We start from the raw sequence: 19,580 nt of genomic DNA on the forward strand, positions 1-19,580 counted from the left end.
GGTTTTGGTATAATGGTGTCATTCTGAATTTACGAAGGAAAAAGGAGTTTTCTAAAGATGAACGAGAGCAGCTATTCCATTATCATGCTGGTCGTCCTGATGGTGGTGTTCTACTTCCTGCTGATCCGTCCCGAGAACAAGCGGAAGAAGAAAGCCCAGGAGATGCGGGAGAGCATCAAGAAGGGCGATACCATTACCACCATCGGCGGCATTGTGGGCCGCGTGGTCATGGTAAACCAGGATACGCTGGTCATTGAGACCAGTGAGGACCGTGTCCGGATGGAGATCACCAAGTGGGCCATTTCCACCACCGGTGTCCAGGCCAGCGACCAGCCCGCCAACGACAAGAAGAAAAAGAAGGACGAGGAGTCTCCTGTTGTGGAGAAGGCGGTTCCCGTGGAGGAGAAGCCTGCCGAAGAGGAGAAGAAGGACTGATCCCGTCATAAAGTATGCCTCCCCGGGCATAGGCTCTGATACGAGCTTATGTCCGGGGAGGTTTTTTCATGGGGAAGGAACGAAAAAAGACGGCGGCCTGGGTCTGGCCGCTGCGGGGGCTGGTGGTATCCCTGATTACTTATGTGGCTGCTGTGGCGCTGCTGGCACTGCTGATGACCCGGGGTACCGTAGGGGAGGATGCCGCTGATGTGGCTGTGGGTGCGTGCAGCGCCCTGGCTGCCTTTGCGGGGGGCGTACTCAGTGCCCGGCGGGGAAGCTGGGCACCGCTGCCCGGTGCACTGGCTGCGGCAGGCGGCCTTGCTGTGTGCATGGTAGCGGTAGGCCTGACGTGGGAGGAAGGCATTGGGTCTGGAGCGGTCATCCCTCTTTGCGGCTGCGGGGTCGGCGGAGTGCTTGCAGCAGCCGCCGGAAGACGTCCGGGCAGGAGAGTACGGGGGAAGGTCCATCGGCGCAAACCGTGAATTTTCACAAAACCGACGCCGGCCTGCGGTAAGCACCTGCGGGCCGGTGCCGGTTTTGTCATTTTCTCGGAGAGCGTGTGGGAGCATACAAATTTGATGGCACAGCATAAGATTGACGCTGGATCCGGTACTTTTGGCGGCAGGAAAAAGGTATTAACATATTTTGGTTTTGAAAGTTTACATAATACAGTTAACATAATATTTTGTCATAATTTACAAAAACAAAGAAGTTTTTACAAATTCCTTGATAAATCGAGCAAATTGCACTATATTAAAATAATCAAGGATTTACGTCAACCACCGGCATAATGTCCGCCTCCGCCGCATAGGGTGGCATGGAGGTGAGGCGGTTGAGAGGCAAGGGTCAGATCCGGGTTCCCGGTGGATCGGAAGGGGCGCCGCTGCCCCGGCTGGTTCTGCTGGCGGTATTCTTTTTGGCAGGCGTTTTTTTAGGACAGGTTCTGGCCCGGCGGGTACCGGAGAGTACCGGTGCAGAGTTGGAACAGTATCTGACGGACTTTGTGCAGGTGGGGGCAGATGGCCGACGGGCGGAAACCGTATTGTCCGCACTGCTGCTCTATTTCCGTTATCCGCTGGCGGCGTTTGTGCTGGGGTTTGTCTCGGCAGGCGCCGTGCTGGTGCCGTTGGTGTCGGCCGCGTTTGGCTTTTTTCTCTCGTTTTCCGTCTGCTGTTTTACAGCGGCGTTCGGAGGAGACGGTGTGCTGCTGGCTCTGGCGGTGTTCGGGCTGCGATGCCTGGTAACCATGCCGTGCTTTTTCTTGCTGGCAGCGCCTGCGTGGGGGGTATCGGTGTCCCGCCTGTCTTTTGGGAGAGGCAGACGGTCTGTGGTCCCGGCCTGTGGTCGGGAGGGCTGGCTGCGGTTTGCTGCGGTGTGCGGCGTGCTGCTGGCCGGCGTGTGTGTGGAGTTGTTTTTGCCGCCGTATCTGCTGCGGCTGATCCTGGAACGGATTTTAATTTGAACATGAAAGGGGGAGGTACGATGGCCGAGGAGGATATTGCCCGGTATGGTGCGTATCTGCGGGAGGTAAAGCACGCCTCACAAAATACCGTGAGTTCCTATCTCAGGGATGTCACGCAGTTTTCCTCGTACCTCTCTGAGCGCGCATGTACGCTGCGGCAGGCGGACGGTGCCAGTGTGCGGGACTACATGGACTGGATGCGCCGTCACGGCAAGTCCGCTGCATCGGTCACTCGTTTTCTGGCTTCCGTCAAGTCGTTTTACAGCTTCCTGGTTGCGTCCGGCGATGTGGCGGAGAGCCCGGCCAAGGGGATCGTGGCCGACCGTGCCGAGCGGAAGTATCCGGAGATTCTGACAGCCAAAGAGGTGGAGCTGTTTTTGGACCAGCCCCAGTGTGTGGATGCCAAGGGGTACCGGGACCACGCCATGCTGGAGCTGCTCTATGCCACCGGAATTCGGGTCAGCGAGCTGATCTCTCTGGACTTGGGAGACGTAAACCTGGCCGCGGGCTTTATTCGCTGCGAAAGCCGGGGAAGAGAGCGGATCATTCCGCTTTACCACACGGCGGTAAAGGCACTGCAGGACTATATCCGCAATATCCGGCCGGAGCTGGTGGAGGACGGCGAAACACAGGCGCTGTTCGTCAACATGAACGGCGAGCGGATGAGCCGTCAGGGCTTCTGGAAAATCATCAAGTACTACCAGGAGAAGGCGGGAATTCAAAAGGACATCACACCCCACACGCTGCGTCATTCCTTTGCGGTGCACCTGCTGGAAAACGGTGCGGATCTGCGTTCCATCCAGGAGATGCTGGGGCATGCGGATATCTCCTCCACCCAGATCTATACCCATGTGATCAAACATCAGCTCAAGGATGTGTATCAGAAGGCACACCCCAGAGCGTAGCGGACAAAATTGGCATGTTCCCCCGACCAGGGTGTCCCGGCCGGGGGTTTATTTTTTGCTTTTCAGAAAACAAATGATACACCTTGCGGCTCTAATAGATAGAAAGGAGGGTGGGATATGGATCGAGAGGAATTCGCGGAGCGTACACAACGGCTGAAAGCGCGGCTGTACCGCACCGCCTATTTGTATCTTGGCAGTGAAGCAGATGCGTTGGAGGCCGTGGATGAAGCGGTATACCTCGCACTGCGAAGCCTGCGGAAGCTGCGGGAGGAGGCCTTTTTCGACACCTGGATGACCCGCATCCTGCTCAACGAATGTCATCGGGAGCTGCGCCGGCGCACACGGCTTGCTCCCATGGAGGGGCTTCCGGAGAGCGCGGGAGCGGATGCCTACGATTCGCTGCCTTTGAAGGAGGCCGTAGAGCGGCTGCCGGAGCAGCTGCGGGCGGTGGTGATCCTGCGCTATTTTACCGGCTATACCCAGGCAGAGACGGCCGCCGCATTGGCTATTCCCCAGGGGACCGTGGCCACTCGCCAGCGGCGCGCCCTGGAGCTGCTGCGGCTGGATTTGGGAGAGGAGGGAGTGAAATGACGCGCAACGAGGAATATCAGCAGCTGCTGGAGCAGCTGAATGAGACGCCGCCATCACTGGAATACACGGTGCAGCGGGCACAGACAAGGGAAAAGGCATGCAGGCGGAGATGGAGGCTGCTGGGGGTGCCGGCAGGGAGTCTGGCAATCTGCTTTACAGCCTTTGCGCTGCTGGTGAATCTCTTCCCCACCTTCGCCTATGCCTGCGGCGGCGTTCCTGTGCTGAGGGAGCTTGCCAAGGCGGTGGCTTGGTCGACCAGCCTGTCCGCCGCCGTGGAGAACCGGTATGTGCAGCCCATGGGGATCTCCCAGACTCAAAACGGCGTTACTGCCACAGTGGAGTATTTGATCGTGGATCAAAAGCAGGTGAACATCTTCTTTACGCTGGAGGGGGCGTATGAGTATCTCTCCGCTGATATGCCAACTTTTTCCCCAGTACAGCGGTGCTCCGTTCTGGGTGCGGATTTCCGGCAGCCGCCGGGGACGCTGCTCCGCTTTACGCTGGACTACGGAGAAGAGAATGTACCGGACGGGTTCACCATGACGTTCCCCGTCTTTGGGGAACAGACGGAGAAACAGGATACTTCCGCCGCTCCGGAGCGGTCCTATGAGGAGACGATGCTCTCTCCTGAGGAAGAGCCGGAACGGGAAATTCTGGCGGAGTTTACGTTTGACCTGCACTTCGATCCCACCTATACAGATCAGGGAGAGAGGATCTCCGTTCAGCAAAACTTTGAACTGGACGGCCAGGCGCTGACGGTCACGGAGGCGGAGGTGTACCCCACCCATGTGCGGATTCATGTCGTCGGAGCGGAGGAGAACTCCGCCTGGCTGAAGGGACTGGAGTTTTATCTGGAGGACGAGGAGGGGAATCGGTTCGAGGCCATCTCCAACGGGATTGTGGCCAGTGGGGACACGGACACCCCGGCCAATGTGTCCTTCCGGCTGGAGAGCACCTATTTCAGCCGCAGTGAGCATCTGACACTGCATATCACCGGCGCTGAGTGGCTGGATAAGGCCCACGAACGGGTGGAGATCGACCTGAAAAATCAGGCGGCTCCCTGGCTTCCAGAGGGCGTGACACTCCTGGAGGCGCAGGAATACCCGGATGGGTGGACGCTGCAGTTTGCAGTGTCCGAGGGGCTTCGAAAGCAGCCCTTCGCCATGACGTTCTACGATGAGAATGGCGACTCCCATGAGATGCACAGCCAGGGATTCACCGTCGCAGAAGGGGAGAACTCCACCTTGTATCTGCCGCTGTCGGGCTACCATGGTGACCGGGTGTGGCTGGAGGCCCATTATTCACGCTTTACCAAAGCAACGATGCCCGTCTCCATTCCGATCAAATGACCAAAGCGAAAGGATGCCCGCAAAAGCGGGCATCCTTTTTTCTGTTGCGCAATCTTTGAAAATTTGCTATACTTACAAAGAATGTATACTGGAGGAGGAGCGCCATGCGAATTTTGGGGATTGACCCGGGTTATGCTACCATCGGCTTCGGCGTGGTGGAGGCCCAGGGAGCACAGGTGCGCATGGTGACCTACGGCGCTATTACTACGCCGGCAGGACTGCCCCTGTCCAGACGGCTCTATCAGATTGGTACAGATATGGAGGAGCTGATCGGAAAGGTGCATCCGGACGTGATTTCCATCGAGGAGCTGTTTTTCAATACCAATATTACCACCGGCATTGCGGTGGCCCACGGCCGCGGCGTCATTTTGTACGCTGCGGAAAAATGCGGGATTCCTCTGTATGAGTACACACCCGGCCAGGTAAAGCTGGCCGTGACCGGCTACGGAAAGGCGGAAAAGCGACAGGTGATGGATATGACCCGCCGCCTTTTGAAGCTCAATGCGGTCCCCCGACCGGACGATGCGGCGGATGCCCTTGCACTGGCACTCTGCCATGCAAGGAGTTTCACTTCACGGCTCCCGCAGCGCAGCGATGTGCGGGAGACAATTTAAGGAGAAAGCCATGTTTTACTATTTGGAAGGGACGGTGGCGGAGCTGCTGCCCTACCTGGCCGTCATTGATTGCGGCGGGGTGGGATATGCCTGCAAGACCACGAACAATACGCTGGCCCATCTGAAAAAGGGACAGAAGGGAAAGGTCTATACTTATTTAAATGTCGGTGAAGACGTGTTTGACCTGTATGGATTTGCTACACAGAGCGAGCTGAACACGTTCCGCATGTTGCTGGGCGTCTCCGGTGTGGGACCCAAAGCGGCCCTGGCAATTCTCTCGTCCGGCACGCCGGATGCGCTGGCCATGGCGATTATCACCGGAGATGAGAAGGCCTTGACGGCGGCGCCGGGCGTGGGAAAGAAAATCGCACAGCGGATTATCCTGGAACTGAAGGACAAGCTGGCCAAGGAGTCTGCGGTCACAGGACTGGATTTTTCCGGTGGAGGCGCAGCTGTCAACAATATTTCCTTTACAAATAAGGCGGCAGAAGCAGCACAGGCACTGGCGGTGCTGGGATATTCCAGCGCGGAGGTGTCGATGGCGCTCAAAGGCGTGGACGTGGAAAATCTGCCTCTGGAGGAGATCATCCGACAGAGTCTGAAAAAGATGGTGAAGTGAAGATGAGCGAAAAGGTATTGGGATTTGTACTGGCAATCGCTGCGGCGGCCGCGGCACTGCCGGCAGCACTGTTCGGGCTGCGGTTCCAGATGCTCCGCCAGAAAAAGCGCAGAGGTGAGACACTGTCGGAGGCGGAAAAGAAGCTGATGGTAAAGAATACGGTAATTTTTGTGGTGTGCCTGCTGGCGGTATACGGCCTTGGCTTTGCGAGCATCCGCTGTTTTCGCTGAAAGGGAGGTCGGCAACCGTTGAGCATCGACTTTGGAAACGATATTTATGAGGAGCCTCTGGTAGCCAAGACCTTTTTGCAGGAGGATGCCCAGGAGGGGTCGCTGCGGCCGAGAACACTGCGGGAGTACATCGGACAGGAAAAGGCAAAGGCAAACCTCTCTGTTTTTATTGAGGCGGCCCGCAGACGGGAGGAAGCACTGGACCATGTGCTGCTCCACGGCCCTCCCGGTTTGGGAAAGACCACGCTGGCGGGGATCATTGCCCAGGAGATGGGGGTTGGAATCCGGATTACCTCCGGCCCGGCCATTGAAAAACCGGGGGATCTGGCGGCACTTTTGACCAATCTCAGCGAGGGTGACATCCTGTTTGTAGATGAGATTCACCGGCTCAACCGGGCCGTGGAAGAGATTCTGTATCCGGCTATGGAGGACTATGCCCTGGATATCATTGTGGGCAAAGGACCGTCGGCAAACTCCATCCGATTGGATCTGCCCAAGTTTACCTTGATCGGAGCAACTACCCGGGCCGGACAGCTGTCAGCGCCCCTGCGGGACCGTTTCGGCGTGACACTGCGGCTGGAACTGTACACACCGGAGGAGCTGGCGAAGATCGTGACCCGCTCCGCCGGAATATTGAACGTGGACATTGTGCCGGAAGGTGCTTATGAAATCGCCCGGCGCAGCCGTGGCACGCCCCGAATCGCCAACCGGATGCTCCGGCGGGTCCGGGACTTTGCGCAGGTGAAGGCGGACGGCGTCATTACCGCCGCTGTGGCAGACGAGGCCCTCTGCGCGCTGGAGATCGATCAGCTGGGACTGGACAGCGTGGACCGGCGTATGATGACTGCCATCATCGATAATTACGGCGGCGGCCCGGTGGGCCTTGAGACACTGGCGGCCACCATCGGCGAGGAGTCCGTAACGCTGGAGGACGTTTACGAGCCGTACCTGATGCAGTTGGGCTTTTTGACACGGACCCCTCGCGGCCGCTGTGTGACGCAGAAGGCCTACCGGCACCTGCATCGGAGTGTCCCCGGTGGTCTGGTGCCGGAGTCTGCCATGGAGCAGCTGACATTGGACTGAACAATATATACTGCATATACTGCTGAAAAGTAAAAATTCTTTACTGATGCTTTGGAAAGGAAATTGACGTTATGGGAAAGCTTTTTGGAACCGATGGGATTCGGGGCGTTGTGGGGGAAAACCTTACTGCCGAGATGGCCTTTCGGGTTGGACAGGCTGTTGCCACGGTTTTGAAAGAGGATAAGGGCAGCCGTCCCATGGTGGTGATCGGGAAGGATACCCGCGTGTCTTCCGATATGCTGGAGTCTGCTCTGGTGGCCGGTATCTGTTCGGTAGGCGGCGACGTAAAGCCGGTGGGGACGATCCCCACGCCTGCAGTTGCCTACCTGGCGGTGCGGGAGAAGGCAGATGCCGGTATCGTGATCTCTGCTTCTCACAATCCCTATGAGCACAACGGTATCAAAGTGTTCAGCGGCGAGGGCTATAAGCTTTCCGACGCGGTGGAGGAGCGGATTGAGGAGCGGATTCTCTCTGATGCTCCCATGGCGCTGGCAACCCGGGGAGAGATCGGCCGCAGACACCGCGGCAGTGAGGCACTCCGCACGGAGTATATTGAATTTGTAGCGTCTACCATTGAAAGTGATCTCGCGGGACTGAAGATCCTGTGCGACTGCGCTAACGGCGCGGCCAGCGCCACGGCTCCTGACCTGTTTGCCCGCTTTCAGGCGCACACAGACTTCATTCATACGAAACCCGACGGCGTCAACATTAATAATGGCTGCGGCTCCACCCATCTGGAGAAGCTCTCTGCCGCTGTGGTTGCAGGCGGCTACGATGTAGGTGTGGCCTTTGACGGCGACGCCGACCGTTGTTTGCTGGTTGACGAGAAGGGGCAGACTATTGACGGCGACAAGGTTATGGCGGTCTGCGCCATGGACATGAGGCGTCGGGGCGTTTTGAACGGCGACACCATTGTGGCCACGGTGATGAGCAATCTTGGCCTGCATGAATTCTGCCGCAACCAGGGACTGCATCTGATCTGCACTGCCGTGGGGGACCGCAATGTGCTGGAGGAGATGCTGCGCCACGACTATCGGATCGGCGGCGAGCAGTCCGGCCATACCATCTTCACCGGCCTGGAGACCACCGGCGACGGCGAGGTGACCGCTCTGCAATTTCTGCAGGTGCTGGCCACGTCCGGGAAGAAGGCGTCGGAGCTGGCGTCCTGCTGTGCCACCTATCCCCAGGTGCTCTTGAATGTGGAAGTTCCTCACAGCGGCGGTGTCAAGGAAAAGATCATGGCCTCCGATGAACTGAAGGCGGCCGTGGAGCGGGAGGAGAACGCACTGGGCAGCGAGGGCCGGGTGCTGGTTCGTCCCTCCGGAACGGAGGCACTGATCCGGGTCATGGTAGAAGCCAAGACCCAGGAAATTGCCGGCGAAGTGGCTCAGCGGCTGGCGGATTTTATAAAATCACTAAAAATCTGAGAATCTGCCCCTCTGTTTTTGATAATTTGCTTGACATTTTGCAGGATAGACGGGTATAATACAGTATGTTCAGTTTGAAAGAACAACCATCCCAGATTCTGGAAAGGCAGGATGACGAGTCCCTCTGTACCCTGGCAGCTGCTGGAAGCCGGGAGGCGGAGGAGATTCTGGTCTGCCGGTATACGCGGTTGGTCCGCACCTGTGCCCGTCCCTTTTTTCTCATCGGCGGCGACAGCGAGGATCTGACCCAAGAGGGGATGGTGGGCCTCATCAAAGCTGTCCGGGAGTATGACGCCGGAAAGGCGGCATCCTTTCGGACCTTCGCAGAAATCTGCATCAGAAACCGGCTGTACTCTGTGCTGCGGGCGGCGGCACGGGATAAACACCTGCCGCTGAATCAGTCGGTCCCTCTGGATACACCCTTCTTTGATAGCAATTCCTACACCTCCGGTACCAACGATCTGGCGCAGGGGAACCCCGAGACATTTTTGATCGACCGGGAACATACCGCGGCCCTTTTGGCCGGTGTCCGGAAACAGCTGTCCGAATTCGAAGCGAAGATTTTGGGGTACTATTTAGACGGTCTTTCATGTAGGGAAATTGCCGCATTGGTCGGTAAACCCCCCAAGTCCGTGGACAACGCCGTGCAGCGGATTCGGCGCAAGGTGGCACGGCAGCTTATTTCCGGCGAATTCAGCGAGAGCTGAGCGCAATATATTTTTCTTTTCAAAGAGAGGGTAAAATCATGTACGAAGACAAGACTTTAGTGTGCAAAGAGTGCGGCCAGGAGTTCGTGTTCACCGCCGGTGAGCAGGAGTTCTACGCAGAGCGCGGCTTCCAGAACGAGCCCCAGCGCTGCAAGGCCTGCCGTGATGCTCGCAAGAACGCCGCCCGCGGCCCCCGCGAGTATTTCACCGCTGTTTGCGCTGCTTGCGGCGGCGAGGCGAGAGTTCCCTTCGAGCCCAAGTCCGACCGTCCCGTTTACTGCAGCGAGTGCTTTGCCAAGATGCGCGATCAGCAGAGATAACAAGCCGGTCTTCGGTTTTTATAATTGCGATCCGACAGGGCGCCCAAACGGGCGTCCTGTTTTTTTGCGCTTTTTAGGAAGACCCGGTGCCTTTTTCCTGATTTTCTATTGAATTTGAAGACACAATAGAGTATAATACCATCGTCGAATTTTGATTTTGGAGGAACCATCCCATGATTACCATTACCAAAGATACCATCATCGGTGATATCCTGGATATTGCCCCCCATACTGCGCCCATCTTCCTGTCCATCGGCATGCACTGCCTGGGCTGCCCCTCTTCCCGCGGTGAGACGGTGGAAGAGGCCTGCATGGTGCACGGCGTGGATGTGGACAAGCTGCTGGCTCTGGTGAATGAGGAGGCCAACAAGGCTCAGTAAGCCGCAATCAGGACGCATACGGGGCTGACCCGTATGCGTCCTTACACAGTGAGGAGCGTGATCCATGGCAAGTAATATCCATTCCGCTGGCGCGCTTACGCTCTCGCCCCGACTGGCTTTCCTGGCAGACTGGGTGCCTGCCGGTGCCCGGCTGGCGGATGTCGGCACAGACCACGCTTATCTGCCGGTGTGGCTGGACACTCATGGGCGGGTACAAAGTGCCATTGCCGCGGATCTGCGTCCGGGTCCGCTGGAAAGGGCCCGGGAAACCGGGCGGCGATACGGCGCACAGCATGTGGATTTTAGGCTTTGCGACGGACTTTCGGCTATTTCGGCGGAAGAATGCGACACCATCGTCATTGCCGGCATGGGTGGGGAGAACACCGCCCAGATCCTGAAGCATGCACCCTGGACGGCGGACGGCTGCCATACGCTGCTGCTGGAACCTCACAGCCGTGCGGAGGTACTTCGCGGTTTTCTGGCAGAAAACGGCTATGCCATCCGCCGGGAGGCACTGATTCGGGACCGGGGATTTTTGTATCCTGTGATGGAAGTCACGGCCGGAGAGATGACACTTTCTCCAGGGCAGCTCTACTGCGGAGCGAAACTGCTGCATGATCCTCTGGGGGACCGATATATCATTGAACGGATCATTCAGCTGCAGGGAGTTGTGGTGGGGAAGAGCCGGTCTGCAAGCCCGGAGGATCGGGCACATGCGGATTACCAGCGTGCGCTGATTACGGAACTGCTGACCATGAGAGAGGAGTGGCGCCATGCCAACTGTAAGGGAAATTGAACAGGCCCTCTACGCCATAGCTCCCAGGGAGGGGGCAATGGAGTGGGACAACGTGGGCCATCTGCTGGGCGATCCGGTGCAGGAGGTGCAGCGGGTATTGGTGTCACTGGACATCACCCAAGCCGTGGCGGAAGAAGCACTGGACCGGGGCTGCCAGCTGATCGTCAGTCACCATCCGGTGATGAACTGCAAATGGCTGCCAGTGCAGACGGTTCGCTCCGATACGCCGCAGGGCAGGCTCCTTCTGACACTGCTGCGGGGTGGCGTTTCCGCTATCTGCATGCATACCAACCTGGATGTGGCGGTAGGCGGCGTGAACGATGCGCTGGCCCGGGCGCTGGAACTGGTGGACTCCGGCCCCTTGTGCGAGGACGGTCTGGGACGGATCGGGAATCTGCCCGCGCCTATGGACATAGCGGCGTTTACCCGGTTTGTCTGCCGCCGTTTGGGCTGCAACGGCGTGCGCTGGGCGGACGCAGGGCGTCCGGTTTCCCGGGTGGCGGTGGGCGGCGGCGCCTGCGGCGATTTGGTGGACGTGGCAGCTGCCGCAGGATGCGATACATTCGTCACCGCAGATTTGAGCTATCACCAGTTCCTGGACGCAGAGGGGAAGGGGATCAATTTGATCGATGCCGGCCATTTCCCTACGGAGGACCCTGTGTGCCGCCGGCTTATGGATTGCCTGATCCATGTGTTTCCCGGCTTGGAAGTGGTCAAATCCGCTTCCCACAAAGAAGTGATTCACTACTATGTTGAAGGAGAGTAATTAACATGTCTGGACATTCCAAGTGGCATAATATTCAAAAGACCAAGGGTGCGGCTGACGCCAAGCGTTCCGCTGCATTCACCAAGATCGCCCGTGAGATCATTGTGGCTGTCAAAGAAGGCGGCAGCGGCGATCCCAACAACAACTCCCGTCTGGCTACCGTCATTGCCAAGGCCAAGGCCGTAAACATGCCCAACGACAACATCAAGCGTACCATCGACAAGGCGCTGGGTGCCGGAAATACCGATAACTACGAGGCTGTGACCTATGAGGGTTACGGTCCCGGCGGCGTGGCTGTCATCGTGGAGGCGCTGACGGACAACCGGCAGCGCACCGCCCCCGAAGTACGGCATGCGTTTGATAAGTGCAACGGCAACCTGGGTGCTCAGGGCTGCGTCAGCTGGTCTTTCGACCGCAAGGGTGTGATCGTCATTGACAACGAAGAGGGCGAACTGGACGAGGATACCGTTATGATGGACGCGCTGGATTCCGGTGCCGCCGACTTTGAGGCGGACGGCAGCGTTCTGGAAATCACCACGGACCCCGATGCGTTCAACGATGTGGTCAAGGCGCTGGAGGAGAAGGGTTACACCTTTGCCAGCGCTGAGATTGAGATGGTGCCCCAGAACTACATCACCCTGACTTCTGAGGGTGACGTGAAAAACATGGAGAAGCTCATCGACATGCTGGAGGACAGCGACGACGTGCAGAACGTGTTCCACAACTGGGATAACGCGTAATCGGATCAGAACAGGAGCGGGAAACCGCTCCTTTCTTTGCTTAATTAATTGAACAAAAATTAAGCTTTGTTCAATTTAAATATAAGAGGTTGCCTCTGCAGCTGTGCCCCTCGGCCTATAAAAAACCAGGTCCCTGTGCTGCAGCGTGCCGGTTGCGCTTGATGTTTTTGTCCCTCCATGCTATAAATAATAAGGAACATATTGCCTGCAGGCTTGAACAGCAGGAGAGGAGAGAGACTATGGAGGCATGGAAAAAGGACCGACTCACCGCATCCGGAGTGGATGTGGATGATGCGCTGGAACGGTTTATGGGGAATGAGGGACTGCTGGAGCGTTTTTTAAAGCGCTTTTTGGAGGATGGAAACTATGCTGCTTTGTGCCAGGCTGTAGAGAACGGGGACGCAGATATGGCACTGACGGCTTCTCACACAATGAAGGGGCTTTGCGGGAATCTGTCCATGAAGACGCTGGGGGAGCTTGTCACCGAGCAGGTGACGCTGCTGCGCAGCGGAGATTTTTCCGGTGCCGCTGCTTTGATGGACCCCATCGGAACGGCCTATGATGCTGTTGCAGAAGCGATCCGGGGGTGCTGGACATGAGGAGTGCCCGGAAGAAGTGGGCACGCCTGTTCAAGGAGCTGCGGCTCTATGCGGCAGTTATTCTGGGACTGATGATCATGGGTACGGCGTTTCATGCGGTGCTGCGTCAGGCCCTGCTGAAAAACTTCCAGGAAATCGGTACGGCGCTGGCGAGAAGCTATGTGACGGAAGAGAGCAACAATCTGACCGTGTACGAGACGCTGCTGACGTTTGGTGTGCAGTCCATCAATGTGCGGATTGAGCAGGGGATGGACCCGGATGAGATCGAGACGTGGCTCGGCATGTACTATGAGCGGCTGCAGTCTGTCCTGGGAGACGGAACGGTGGATCCGTACGCGGTTTTTGACGGCAGGATCCTGGCAGCCAATCCCTGGGAAGGGGACAGCACCTACGATTATGCCGATACGGAGTGGTACAAAGCGGCCATGGAGGCAGACGGAGACGTAATTTTTACCAGCGCCTATACGGACTCCATTACCAATAAGCCGGTGATTACCATTGCACAAAAATGCCCGGGGGCAGACGCTGTGCTGGCATTTGATATTTTCCCGGAGAACTTCCAGGTGCACTCCAATGCAGTTTCACTGCCGGAGGGGGCGTCGTTTTATGTGTGCGACAATCAGGGAACGCTGCTGTATGACCAGAGCGATCTGCCCAACAACCGGGAGGAGCTGCAGGCCTACATCGACACCATTCTGCCGGATATCAAAAGCGGTGCACTGGACAAATACGACGCCCACGTGGACGACCTGAGCGGTCACCAGCGGGCGGTATACTACTATAACATGCCCAATGGCTGGATCGGTGTCGTTACGGTTCCGTTTGACACGATTTTGCAGCAGCTCAACTGGTTTTCCATGCTGGTGGGACTGGTGATGCTGCTATGCTTGGCGGGTGTCCTGATTTTTGCCTGGCGGGATCTGCGGCTTTACGCCCAGGTAGAGCGCACCAATGAGACGGTGCGGGTGCTGGGCAATACTTACTACGCGCTCTACCGGGTGGACTACCAGAACGAAACCTATGAGATGATCAAGGGGTCGGACTATGTACGGGGCAGGATTCCCCAAAAGGGACCCTACTCCATGCTGCTGGATGCCACCAGCCAAGTCATTGAGGAAAAGACCTTCCGGGAGTTCCGGAAGAGTTTTTCCACGGAGAGTATTCGGGAATTGGTGTCCAAGCGTGTGCGGGACTTCGGCGGCGACTTCCTGCGTCGGTTTGGGGATGAGTATCGCTGGGTCAGTGTGCGGGTGCTGTTTGATGAATCTCTTGCCCCGGAGGAGGTTGTGCTGTGCTTCCGGGAGGTGGACCAGGAGAAGCAGCGGCAGCTGCGGGAACGGGAGCTTCTGGAAAATGCACTGGAAAATGCCCGCCGCAGTGAGAAAACCAAACATGCGTTCTTCAATAATATGTCCCACGATATGCGCACACCTCTCAACGCCATCCTGGGTATTTCTGAGCTGGTGCGCCAGCACGCGGATGACCCGGAGAAAGTGCGCGGCTATATGGAGAAGATCTACTACTCCAGCCGTCAGCTGCTGGACTTGGTCAATGATATTCTGGATATGTCCCGAATGGAGCAGGGAAAAGTGGTTTTAAATAATCAGGCCTTTGATCTGCGCCAGTGTATTGATGAATGTACTGCCACGTTCCGTCTGCAGGCAGAGGCGGAGGGCAAGGAGTTCCATGTAGATTATTCGCTCCACAGCGCCACGGTGCTGGGAGACGCCTCCCGGTTCGGGCAGATTATGAACAACCTGCTCTCCAATGCCTTTAAGTTTACTTCCAAGGGCGATACCGTGTCCGTGAGCATCAAGCAGTTCGAGGACAAAACGTATTCTCAGTACCAGATTGTGGTGAAAGATACGGGAATTGGCATGTCTGAGGAGTTTTTGGAGCATATCTTTGAACCTTATGCCCGTGAGACAACCTTCTGTTCCAAGCAGGTAGCCGGAACAGGACTGGGAATGCCCATCGTCAAAAATCTCGTGACCCAGATGAGCGGTCAGATCCATGTAGACAGCAAGCTGGGAGAGGGAAGCACCTTTACGATCACACTGCCGTTTACGGTGGTGCGGGAGGAAAAGCCAGCGGCCAAGGAAACGGACCAGGTAGGCGGATTCTCCCTGAAGGGAAAGTGCATCCTCCTGGCGGAGGACAACATGGTAAACATGGAGATTGCCACGGAGATTCTCTCCATGAACGGCCTGGAGATCATTCAGGCATGGAACGGGAAAGAGGCGCTGGATAAGTTCCGGGATTCCCACCCGTTCCAGATCGACGCCATTCTCATGGATATGCAGATGCCCCAAATGGGTGGCTGCGAGGCTACCCGGCAGATTCGGACACTGGCCCGGCCGGATGCACGTTCTGTACCGATCATCGCCGTAACGGCCAACGCGTTTGCAGAGGATATCGCAGCTACTACTGCGGCGGGCATGGATGCCCACATCTCCAAGCCCATTGATTTTTCCATCCTGTGCAAGACCCTGGAAGAGCTGACCGGCAGGAAGAAACGGTAAATCATGAAAGAAGGCCCCGCCTGCGTATTTCGCAGGCGGGGCCAGATCATAAAGCGAGCAAAACTATAAGCCGGGTTCTGTATTTGACAGTCATCTATCTAGGCGTTTTGTTGCCAGAACGCTCAAGCCACCTCCGGGAAGCGGCCGGGCCAGCCATATGCTTCCACCCACGGTGTTGCTCCGAATAGAGTTTACAGCGACGGACAGTCTCCAGCCGTCGGGTGCGCTCTTACCGCACCTTTCCACCCTTACCGGCAGAGCCGGCGGTATTTCTCTGTTGCACTTTTCCTGAAGTCGCCTTCGGCGGGCGTTACCCGTTATTCTTGCCCTGTGGAGCCCGGACTTTCCTCATGAACGACCTTTCGGCCTGTCCACGCGACTGTCTGTTTTCCTCGCGAAGACTATTTTACAGGAAGCGGCGGGAATTGTCAACGGGGGAGGGAAGAGAGCGATTGCCCGGTTGTAATTTTGTCTTGACTGCGGTATAATTTCCCTGTATGAAATCATCGCCTGCGGGCGAAACCATAAGGAGCGATTTCCATGGATTTTGAGCAGTATCTGGATTCCCTGAAAGGGAAAACGGTATCGGTAATCGGCATCGGCGTATCCAATCGTCCGCTGATCGAACTGCTGGCGGGCCGCGGCATTTCCGTGACTGCCCGGGACCGGCAGCAGCGCCAGACGTTGGGGGATTATGCAGATCGCCTGGAGGAAATGGGCTGCCGTCTCCGGCTGGGGGACGACTACCTGCAGGAGCTGCGGGAGGATGTGATCTTCCGCACTCCCGGCATGCGGCCGGATGTGCCGGAGCTGGCGGCGGCAGTGGCCGCGGGCAGCGTGCTTACCTCAGAGATGGAAGTATTTTTTGAGGTCTGTCCCTGTCCCATGATCGCTGTGACCGGCAGTGATGGAAAGACTACCACTACCACCATCATCGCAGAGTTGCTGCGCCTGGCCGGAAAGACCGTGCATCTGGGCGGAAACATCGGACATCCGCTGCTGGCGGAGACCGGCTCCATTCGTCCGGAGGATGTGGCAGTGCTGGAGCTCTCTTCGTTCCAACTGATGACTATGACCCGGAGTCCCCATGTGTCGGTTATCACCAATCTCTCACCCAATCATCTGGATGTGCACAAGAACTTTGCAGAGTACATTGCTGCAAAGGAAAATATCTTTACACATCAGTCTCCAGAAGATATTGCTGTCTTCAATGCGGACAATGCACTGACGGCTGCCCAGGCAGAACGGGCTGTTGGCCGTGCGCGGCTCTTCTCCAGAAAGAAGTGCGTGGAAGACGGTGTATTTGTGCGTGACGGCAAGATCATTGCCCGGAGCCGTGGGCAGGAGCGGGTGGTCATGTCCCGGGAAGATATCCGGCTCCCCGGTGAGCATAACGTAGAAAACTACCTGGCTGCCATCGCGGCGGTGGACGGCATGGTGGACGACAGCCAGATCGCCGCATTTGCAAAGAGCTTCGGCGGCGTGGAGCACCGGATCGAGCTGATCCGGACACTGGACGGTGTGCGCTGGTATAACGACTCCATTGCCTCCAGCCCCAGCCGGACGATTGCGGGACTGCGGTCTTTTCCGGAAAAGGTGATTTTGATCGCCGGCGGAAAGGACAAGGGCATCAGCTATGCAGAACTGGGCCCGGTGGTCAACGACCATGTGAAGCTGCTGCTGCTGTGCGGCGCTACGGCCGGTGTAATCCGCCAGAGCGTAGAACAGGCAGAAAATTACCAGGGCCTGGAGATGATTGATGTGGAGGACTATCATCAGGCCGCACGTATCGCCCGGGAGCGGGCAGTGGAAGGAGATGTGGTGATTCTCTCTCCCGCCAGCACTTCCTTCGACCGCTTCAAAAATTTCATGGAGCGGGGTAAGGCGTTTAAAGACGTGGTGCTGTCCCTGAAATAAGGGCAACCTCTCCGCGCATAGACTGTGCGGAGGGGGAATGCCGTATGGGGCCGGGATTTTTTCGCCATTACCGCCGCCGCAGCCGCCGCTTGTCAGTGCGGCTGATTCTGTTTGCCGGTGTGGTGGCGATACTGACTGTGGTGTTGGTGGCCGCCATGCAGATGCGTCCGCTTCTGGAGGGGCTTGCCACGACCAGAGTCTCCAATGTTGTGACCGGCATCGTATCCGAGTCTGTGTATGAGGCCATTGAGACCGGCGCACTGGAGTACGACGAACTGGTGTCCCTGGAGAAGGACAACGATGGAAAAATCAGCGCTGTGCGGAGCAACATGGCTGCATTCAATCACCTGCAAGCGGAAATACTTGACACAGTTTTGACCCGTATCGGCCAGGTGTCCGCCCGGGAGCTGTCTATTCCCGTGGGCACACTGACCGGATCGACCCTGCTGGCAGGGCGCGGTCCCAGAATCCATGTGCGGATGGAGTCTGTGGGAACCTCCCAGGCGCATTTTGAAAACGCATTTATCGATGCCGGAATCAACCAGACCAAGCACCAGATCATTTTGAACGTAGATGTCTATGTGAGCATTCTGCTGCCGGGATTTACCACCGCCACCAAGGTTTCCAACTCCTTTGTGGTGGCGGAGACGGTGATTGTCGGCTCTGTGCCGGACACCTATACCTATTTCAGTACCGCACCGGAAACTTATGAAGAGGACCTGAAGGATTATATTCTGAACGGAAGCTGAGGAGGACCCATGGATTACCGCGAGAGAATACAGGAACTGCGCCGGATTCTGAATGAAAACGGCTACCGCTATTATGTGCTGGACGCACCCACCATGAGCGACTACGAGTACGACATGCTTAATCGGGAGCTGGAGGAACTGGAGGCCCAGCACCCTGAGGAGATCACGCCGGATTCCCCCACCCAACGGGTGGGGGGAAAGATTCTGGAGGGATTTCAGCCTTATACCCACCAGGTGCCTCTGGAGAGCCTTCAGGACGTATTCAGCCACGAGGAGACGGCGGAATTCTGCACCCGAATGGACGAGGCACTGGGCAGCCGGGCGGTCTATTCCGTAGAGCCCAAGGTGGACGGTCTCTCCGTCGCACTGGAATACCGGAACGGTGTATTTGTCCGGGGCGCTACCCGGGGAGACGGCCGCGTAGGAGAAGATGTGACGGAGAATCTGAGGACAATCCGATCCATTCCCATGACACTGCCGGACAAGCTGCCGCTGCTGGTGGTCCGGGGTGAGGTGTATATGGCCCGGTCGGTGTTTGAGGACATCAACCGGGAGCGGGAAATCCAGGGGAAGCCCCTGATGGCTAACCCGCGCAATGCCGCCGCAGGCTCTTTGCGTCAGCTGGACCCGAAGGTATGCGCCCGGCGCCGGTTGGATATCCAGGTGTTCAACCTGCAGCAGGCAGAGGGCATGGAGTTCACCAGTCATACGCAGACGCTGGAATATCTGGCGACCCAGCGCTTCCGGGTGATTCCCCACAAGAAACTCTCCGGCGCGGAAGCGTGTCGGGAAGAGATCGAGCGGATCAACGACACCCGCATGGACTATCCCTTTGATATTGACGGCGCCGTGGTGAAGCTGGATTCCCTGGCGGAGCGGGCGGTGCTGGGATCTACAGCCAAGTTCCCCAAGTGGGCGGTGGCATTTAAGTATCCGCCGGAGAAAAAGCCGGCGCAGGTGCTGGATATTGTGGTCCAGGTGGGCCGCACCGGTGTGCTGACGCCCAAGGCGGTGCTGACGCCGGTGCGCCTGGCCGGTACCACCGTCACCAGTGCCACGCTGCACAACCAAGACTATATCACGGAAAAGGACATCCGGGTGGGGGACACCGTGGTGGTCCAGAAGGCGGGCGAGATTATTCCGGAGATCGTGGAGGTGGATGTCTCCAAGCGCCCGGATGGTACTACACCCTATACGCTGCCGGACCACTGCCCGGTCTGCGGCGCGCCGGTGGTGCGGGACGAGGACGGTGCTGCCCTGCGCTGTACCGGTGCCGAGTGCCCGGCTCAGCTGCTGCGCAATCTGACGCACTTTGCCAGCCGGGACGCCATGGACATCGACGGCTGCGGCCCGGCTGTAATCCAGCAGC

Annotated in this window: 22 protein-coding genes and 1 other RNA gene; 22 read left to right on the top strand and 1 reads right to left on the bottom strand. The window is 57.5% G+C overall.

Translation table 11 applies throughout. The features are described 5' to 3' along the window. Positions 1-57 precede the first annotated feature (57 nt). From yajC to QZS13_RS01600, 19 genes are all read left to right on the top strand, one after another. Positions 58-435 carry a preprotein translocase subunit YajC gene (gene yajC, locus QZS13_RS01510; protein ID WP_295584606.1) on the top strand — a complete coding sequence of 126 codons (378 nt, stop codon included), beginning with the start codon at positions 58-60 and terminating at the stop codon, positions 433-435. A gap of 68 nt (positions 436-503) precedes the next feature. After that, positions 504-917: a DUF3792 family protein gene (locus tag QZS13_RS01515; protein ID WP_295584608.1), complete on the top strand. Its 414-nt coding sequence runs from the start codon at positions 504-506 to the stop codon at positions 915-917. Between the two features lie 341 nt (positions 918-1,258). Next, a complete protein-coding gene (locus QZS13_RS01520; RefSeq protein ID WP_295584612.1) occupies positions 1,259-1,897 on the top strand; it encodes a hypothetical protein in 639 nt (212 codons plus the stop codon). A gap of 20 nt (positions 1,898-1,917) precedes the next feature. Further along, positions 1,918-2,802, top strand: coding sequence for a site-specific tyrosine recombinase XerD (gene xerD / locus QZS13_RS01525; RefSeq protein ID WP_295584618.1), 885 nt, complete (start codon positions 1,918-1,920; stop codon positions 2,800-2,802). Between the two features lie 117 nt (positions 2,803-2,919). Next, positions 2,920-3,393, top strand: coding sequence for a sigma-70 family RNA polymerase sigma factor (locus tag QZS13_RS01530; protein ID WP_295584625.1), 474 nt, complete (start codon positions 2,920-2,922; stop codon positions 3,391-3,393). Beyond that, positions 3,390-4,742: a DUF4179 domain-containing protein gene (locus QZS13_RS01535; RefSeq protein ID WP_295584630.1), complete on the top strand. Its 1,353-nt coding sequence runs from the start codon at positions 3,390-3,392 to the stop codon at positions 4,740-4,742. The genes QZS13_RS01530 and QZS13_RS01535 overlap by 4 nt, the downstream gene beginning before the upstream one ends. A 104-nt stretch (positions 4,743-4,846) precedes the next feature. Next, positions 4,847-5,356 (top strand): crossover junction endodeoxyribonuclease RuvC, encoded by a 510-nt coding sequence (gene ruvC, locus QZS13_RS01540; protein WP_295584637.1) that lies wholly within the window; start codon positions 4,847-4,849, stop codon positions 5,354-5,356. A gap of 10 nt (positions 5,357-5,366) precedes the next feature. Next, positions 5,367-5,975 (top strand): Holliday junction branch migration protein RuvA, encoded by a 609-nt coding sequence (ruvA, locus tag QZS13_RS01545; protein WP_295584639.1) that lies wholly within the window; start codon positions 5,367-5,369, stop codon positions 5,973-5,975. A 2-nt stretch (positions 5,976-5,977) separates the two neighbouring features. Beyond that, positions 5,978-6,205 (top strand): hypothetical protein, encoded by a 228-nt coding sequence (locus QZS13_RS01550; protein WP_295584645.1) that lies wholly within the window; start codon positions 5,978-5,980, stop codon positions 6,203-6,205. Between the two features lie 18 nt (positions 6,206-6,223). Next, positions 6,224-7,288 (top strand): Holliday junction branch migration DNA helicase RuvB, encoded by a 1,065-nt coding sequence (gene ruvB / locus QZS13_RS01555; protein ID WP_295584663.1) that lies wholly within the window; start codon positions 6,224-6,226, stop codon positions 7,286-7,288. Positions 7,289-7,359: 71 nt separating this feature from the next. Then, positions 7,360-8,715, top strand: a complete 1,356-nt coding sequence (gene glmM / locus QZS13_RS01560) for a phosphoglucosamine mutase (RefSeq protein ID WP_295584671.1) — start codon at positions 7,360-7,362, stop codon at positions 8,713-8,715. A 74-nt stretch (positions 8,716-8,789) separates the two neighbouring features. Continuing rightward, complete coding sequence (locus QZS13_RS01565) at positions 8,790-9,422, top strand: sigma-70 family RNA polymerase sigma factor (RefSeq protein WP_295584674.1); 633 nt, start codon at positions 8,790-8,792, stop codon at positions 9,420-9,422. Between the two features lie 38 nt (positions 9,423-9,460). Next, positions 9,461-9,742: a zinc-ribbon domain containing protein gene (locus tag QZS13_RS01570; RefSeq protein WP_021750705.1), complete on the top strand. Its 282-nt coding sequence runs from the start codon at positions 9,461-9,463 to the stop codon at positions 9,740-9,742. Between the two features lie 173 nt (positions 9,743-9,915). After that, a complete protein-coding gene (locus QZS13_RS01575; RefSeq protein ID WP_295584690.1) occupies positions 9,916-10,122 on the top strand; it encodes a DUF1858 domain-containing protein in 207 nt (68 codons plus the stop codon). Positions 10,123-10,186: 64 nt separating this feature from the next. Beyond that, positions 10,187-10,918: a class I SAM-dependent methyltransferase gene (locus tag QZS13_RS01580; RefSeq protein WP_295584707.1), complete on the top strand. Its 732-nt coding sequence runs from the start codon at positions 10,187-10,189 to the stop codon at positions 10,916-10,918. Next, complete coding sequence (locus QZS13_RS01585) at positions 10,896-11,684, top strand: Nif3-like dinuclear metal center hexameric protein (RefSeq protein WP_295584710.1); 789 nt, start codon at positions 10,896-10,898, stop codon at positions 11,682-11,684. The genes QZS13_RS01580 and QZS13_RS01585 overlap by 23 nt, the downstream gene beginning before the upstream one ends. Positions 11,685-11,689: 5 nt before the next feature. Continuing rightward, positions 11,690-12,424 (top strand): YebC/PmpR family DNA-binding transcriptional regulator, encoded by a 735-nt coding sequence (locus tag QZS13_RS01590; protein ID WP_295584712.1) that lies wholly within the window; start codon positions 11,690-11,692, stop codon positions 12,422-12,424. 239 nt (positions 12,425-12,663) lie between these two features. Then, complete coding sequence (locus QZS13_RS01595; RefSeq protein WP_295584714.1) at positions 12,664-13,023, top strand: Hpt domain-containing protein; 360 nt, start codon at positions 12,664-12,666, stop codon at positions 13,021-13,023. Further along, positions 13,020-15,545: an ATP-binding protein gene (locus QZS13_RS01600; RefSeq protein ID WP_295584716.1), complete on the top strand. Its 2,526-nt coding sequence runs from the start codon at positions 13,020-13,022 to the stop codon at positions 15,543-15,545. The genes QZS13_RS01595 and QZS13_RS01600 overlap by 4 nt, the downstream gene beginning before the upstream one ends. Positions 15,546-15,595: 50 nt before the next feature. On the opposite strand, the gene rnpB is transcribed toward QZS13_RS01600, so the two are convergent. Continuing rightward, positions 15,596-15,940, bottom strand: an RNA gene (rnpB, locus tag QZS13_RS01605) — RNase P RNA component class A. A gap of 145 nt (positions 15,941-16,085) precedes the next feature. Between rnpB and murD the strand changes: the two genes are divergently transcribed. The 3 genes from murD to ligA form a co-directional block, all read left to right on the top strand. After that, on the top strand, positions 16,086-17,462 hold the full coding sequence (gene murD / locus QZS13_RS01610) for a UDP-N-acetylmuramoyl-L-alanine--D-glutamate ligase (RefSeq protein ID WP_295584718.1): 1,377 nt from the start codon (positions 16,086-16,088) through the stop codon (positions 17,460-17,462). A 44-nt stretch (positions 17,463-17,506) separates the two neighbouring features. Further along, positions 17,507-18,211: a sporulation protein YunB gene (gene yunB / locus QZS13_RS01615; RefSeq protein ID WP_295584721.1), complete on the top strand. Its 705-nt coding sequence runs from the start codon at positions 17,507-17,509 to the stop codon at positions 18,209-18,211. Positions 18,212-18,220: 9 nt separating this feature from the next. After that, on the top strand, positions 18,221-19,580 hold a 1,360-nt coding region (gene ligA / locus QZS13_RS01620; RefSeq protein ID WP_295584724.1), incomplete at its 3' end, for an NAD-dependent DNA ligase LigA.

Origin of the sequence: uncultured Oscillibacter sp., assembly GCF_900546705.1 — a bacterium.
GTDB lineage: Bacteria > Bacillota > Clostridia > Oscillospirales > Oscillospiraceae > Oscillibacter.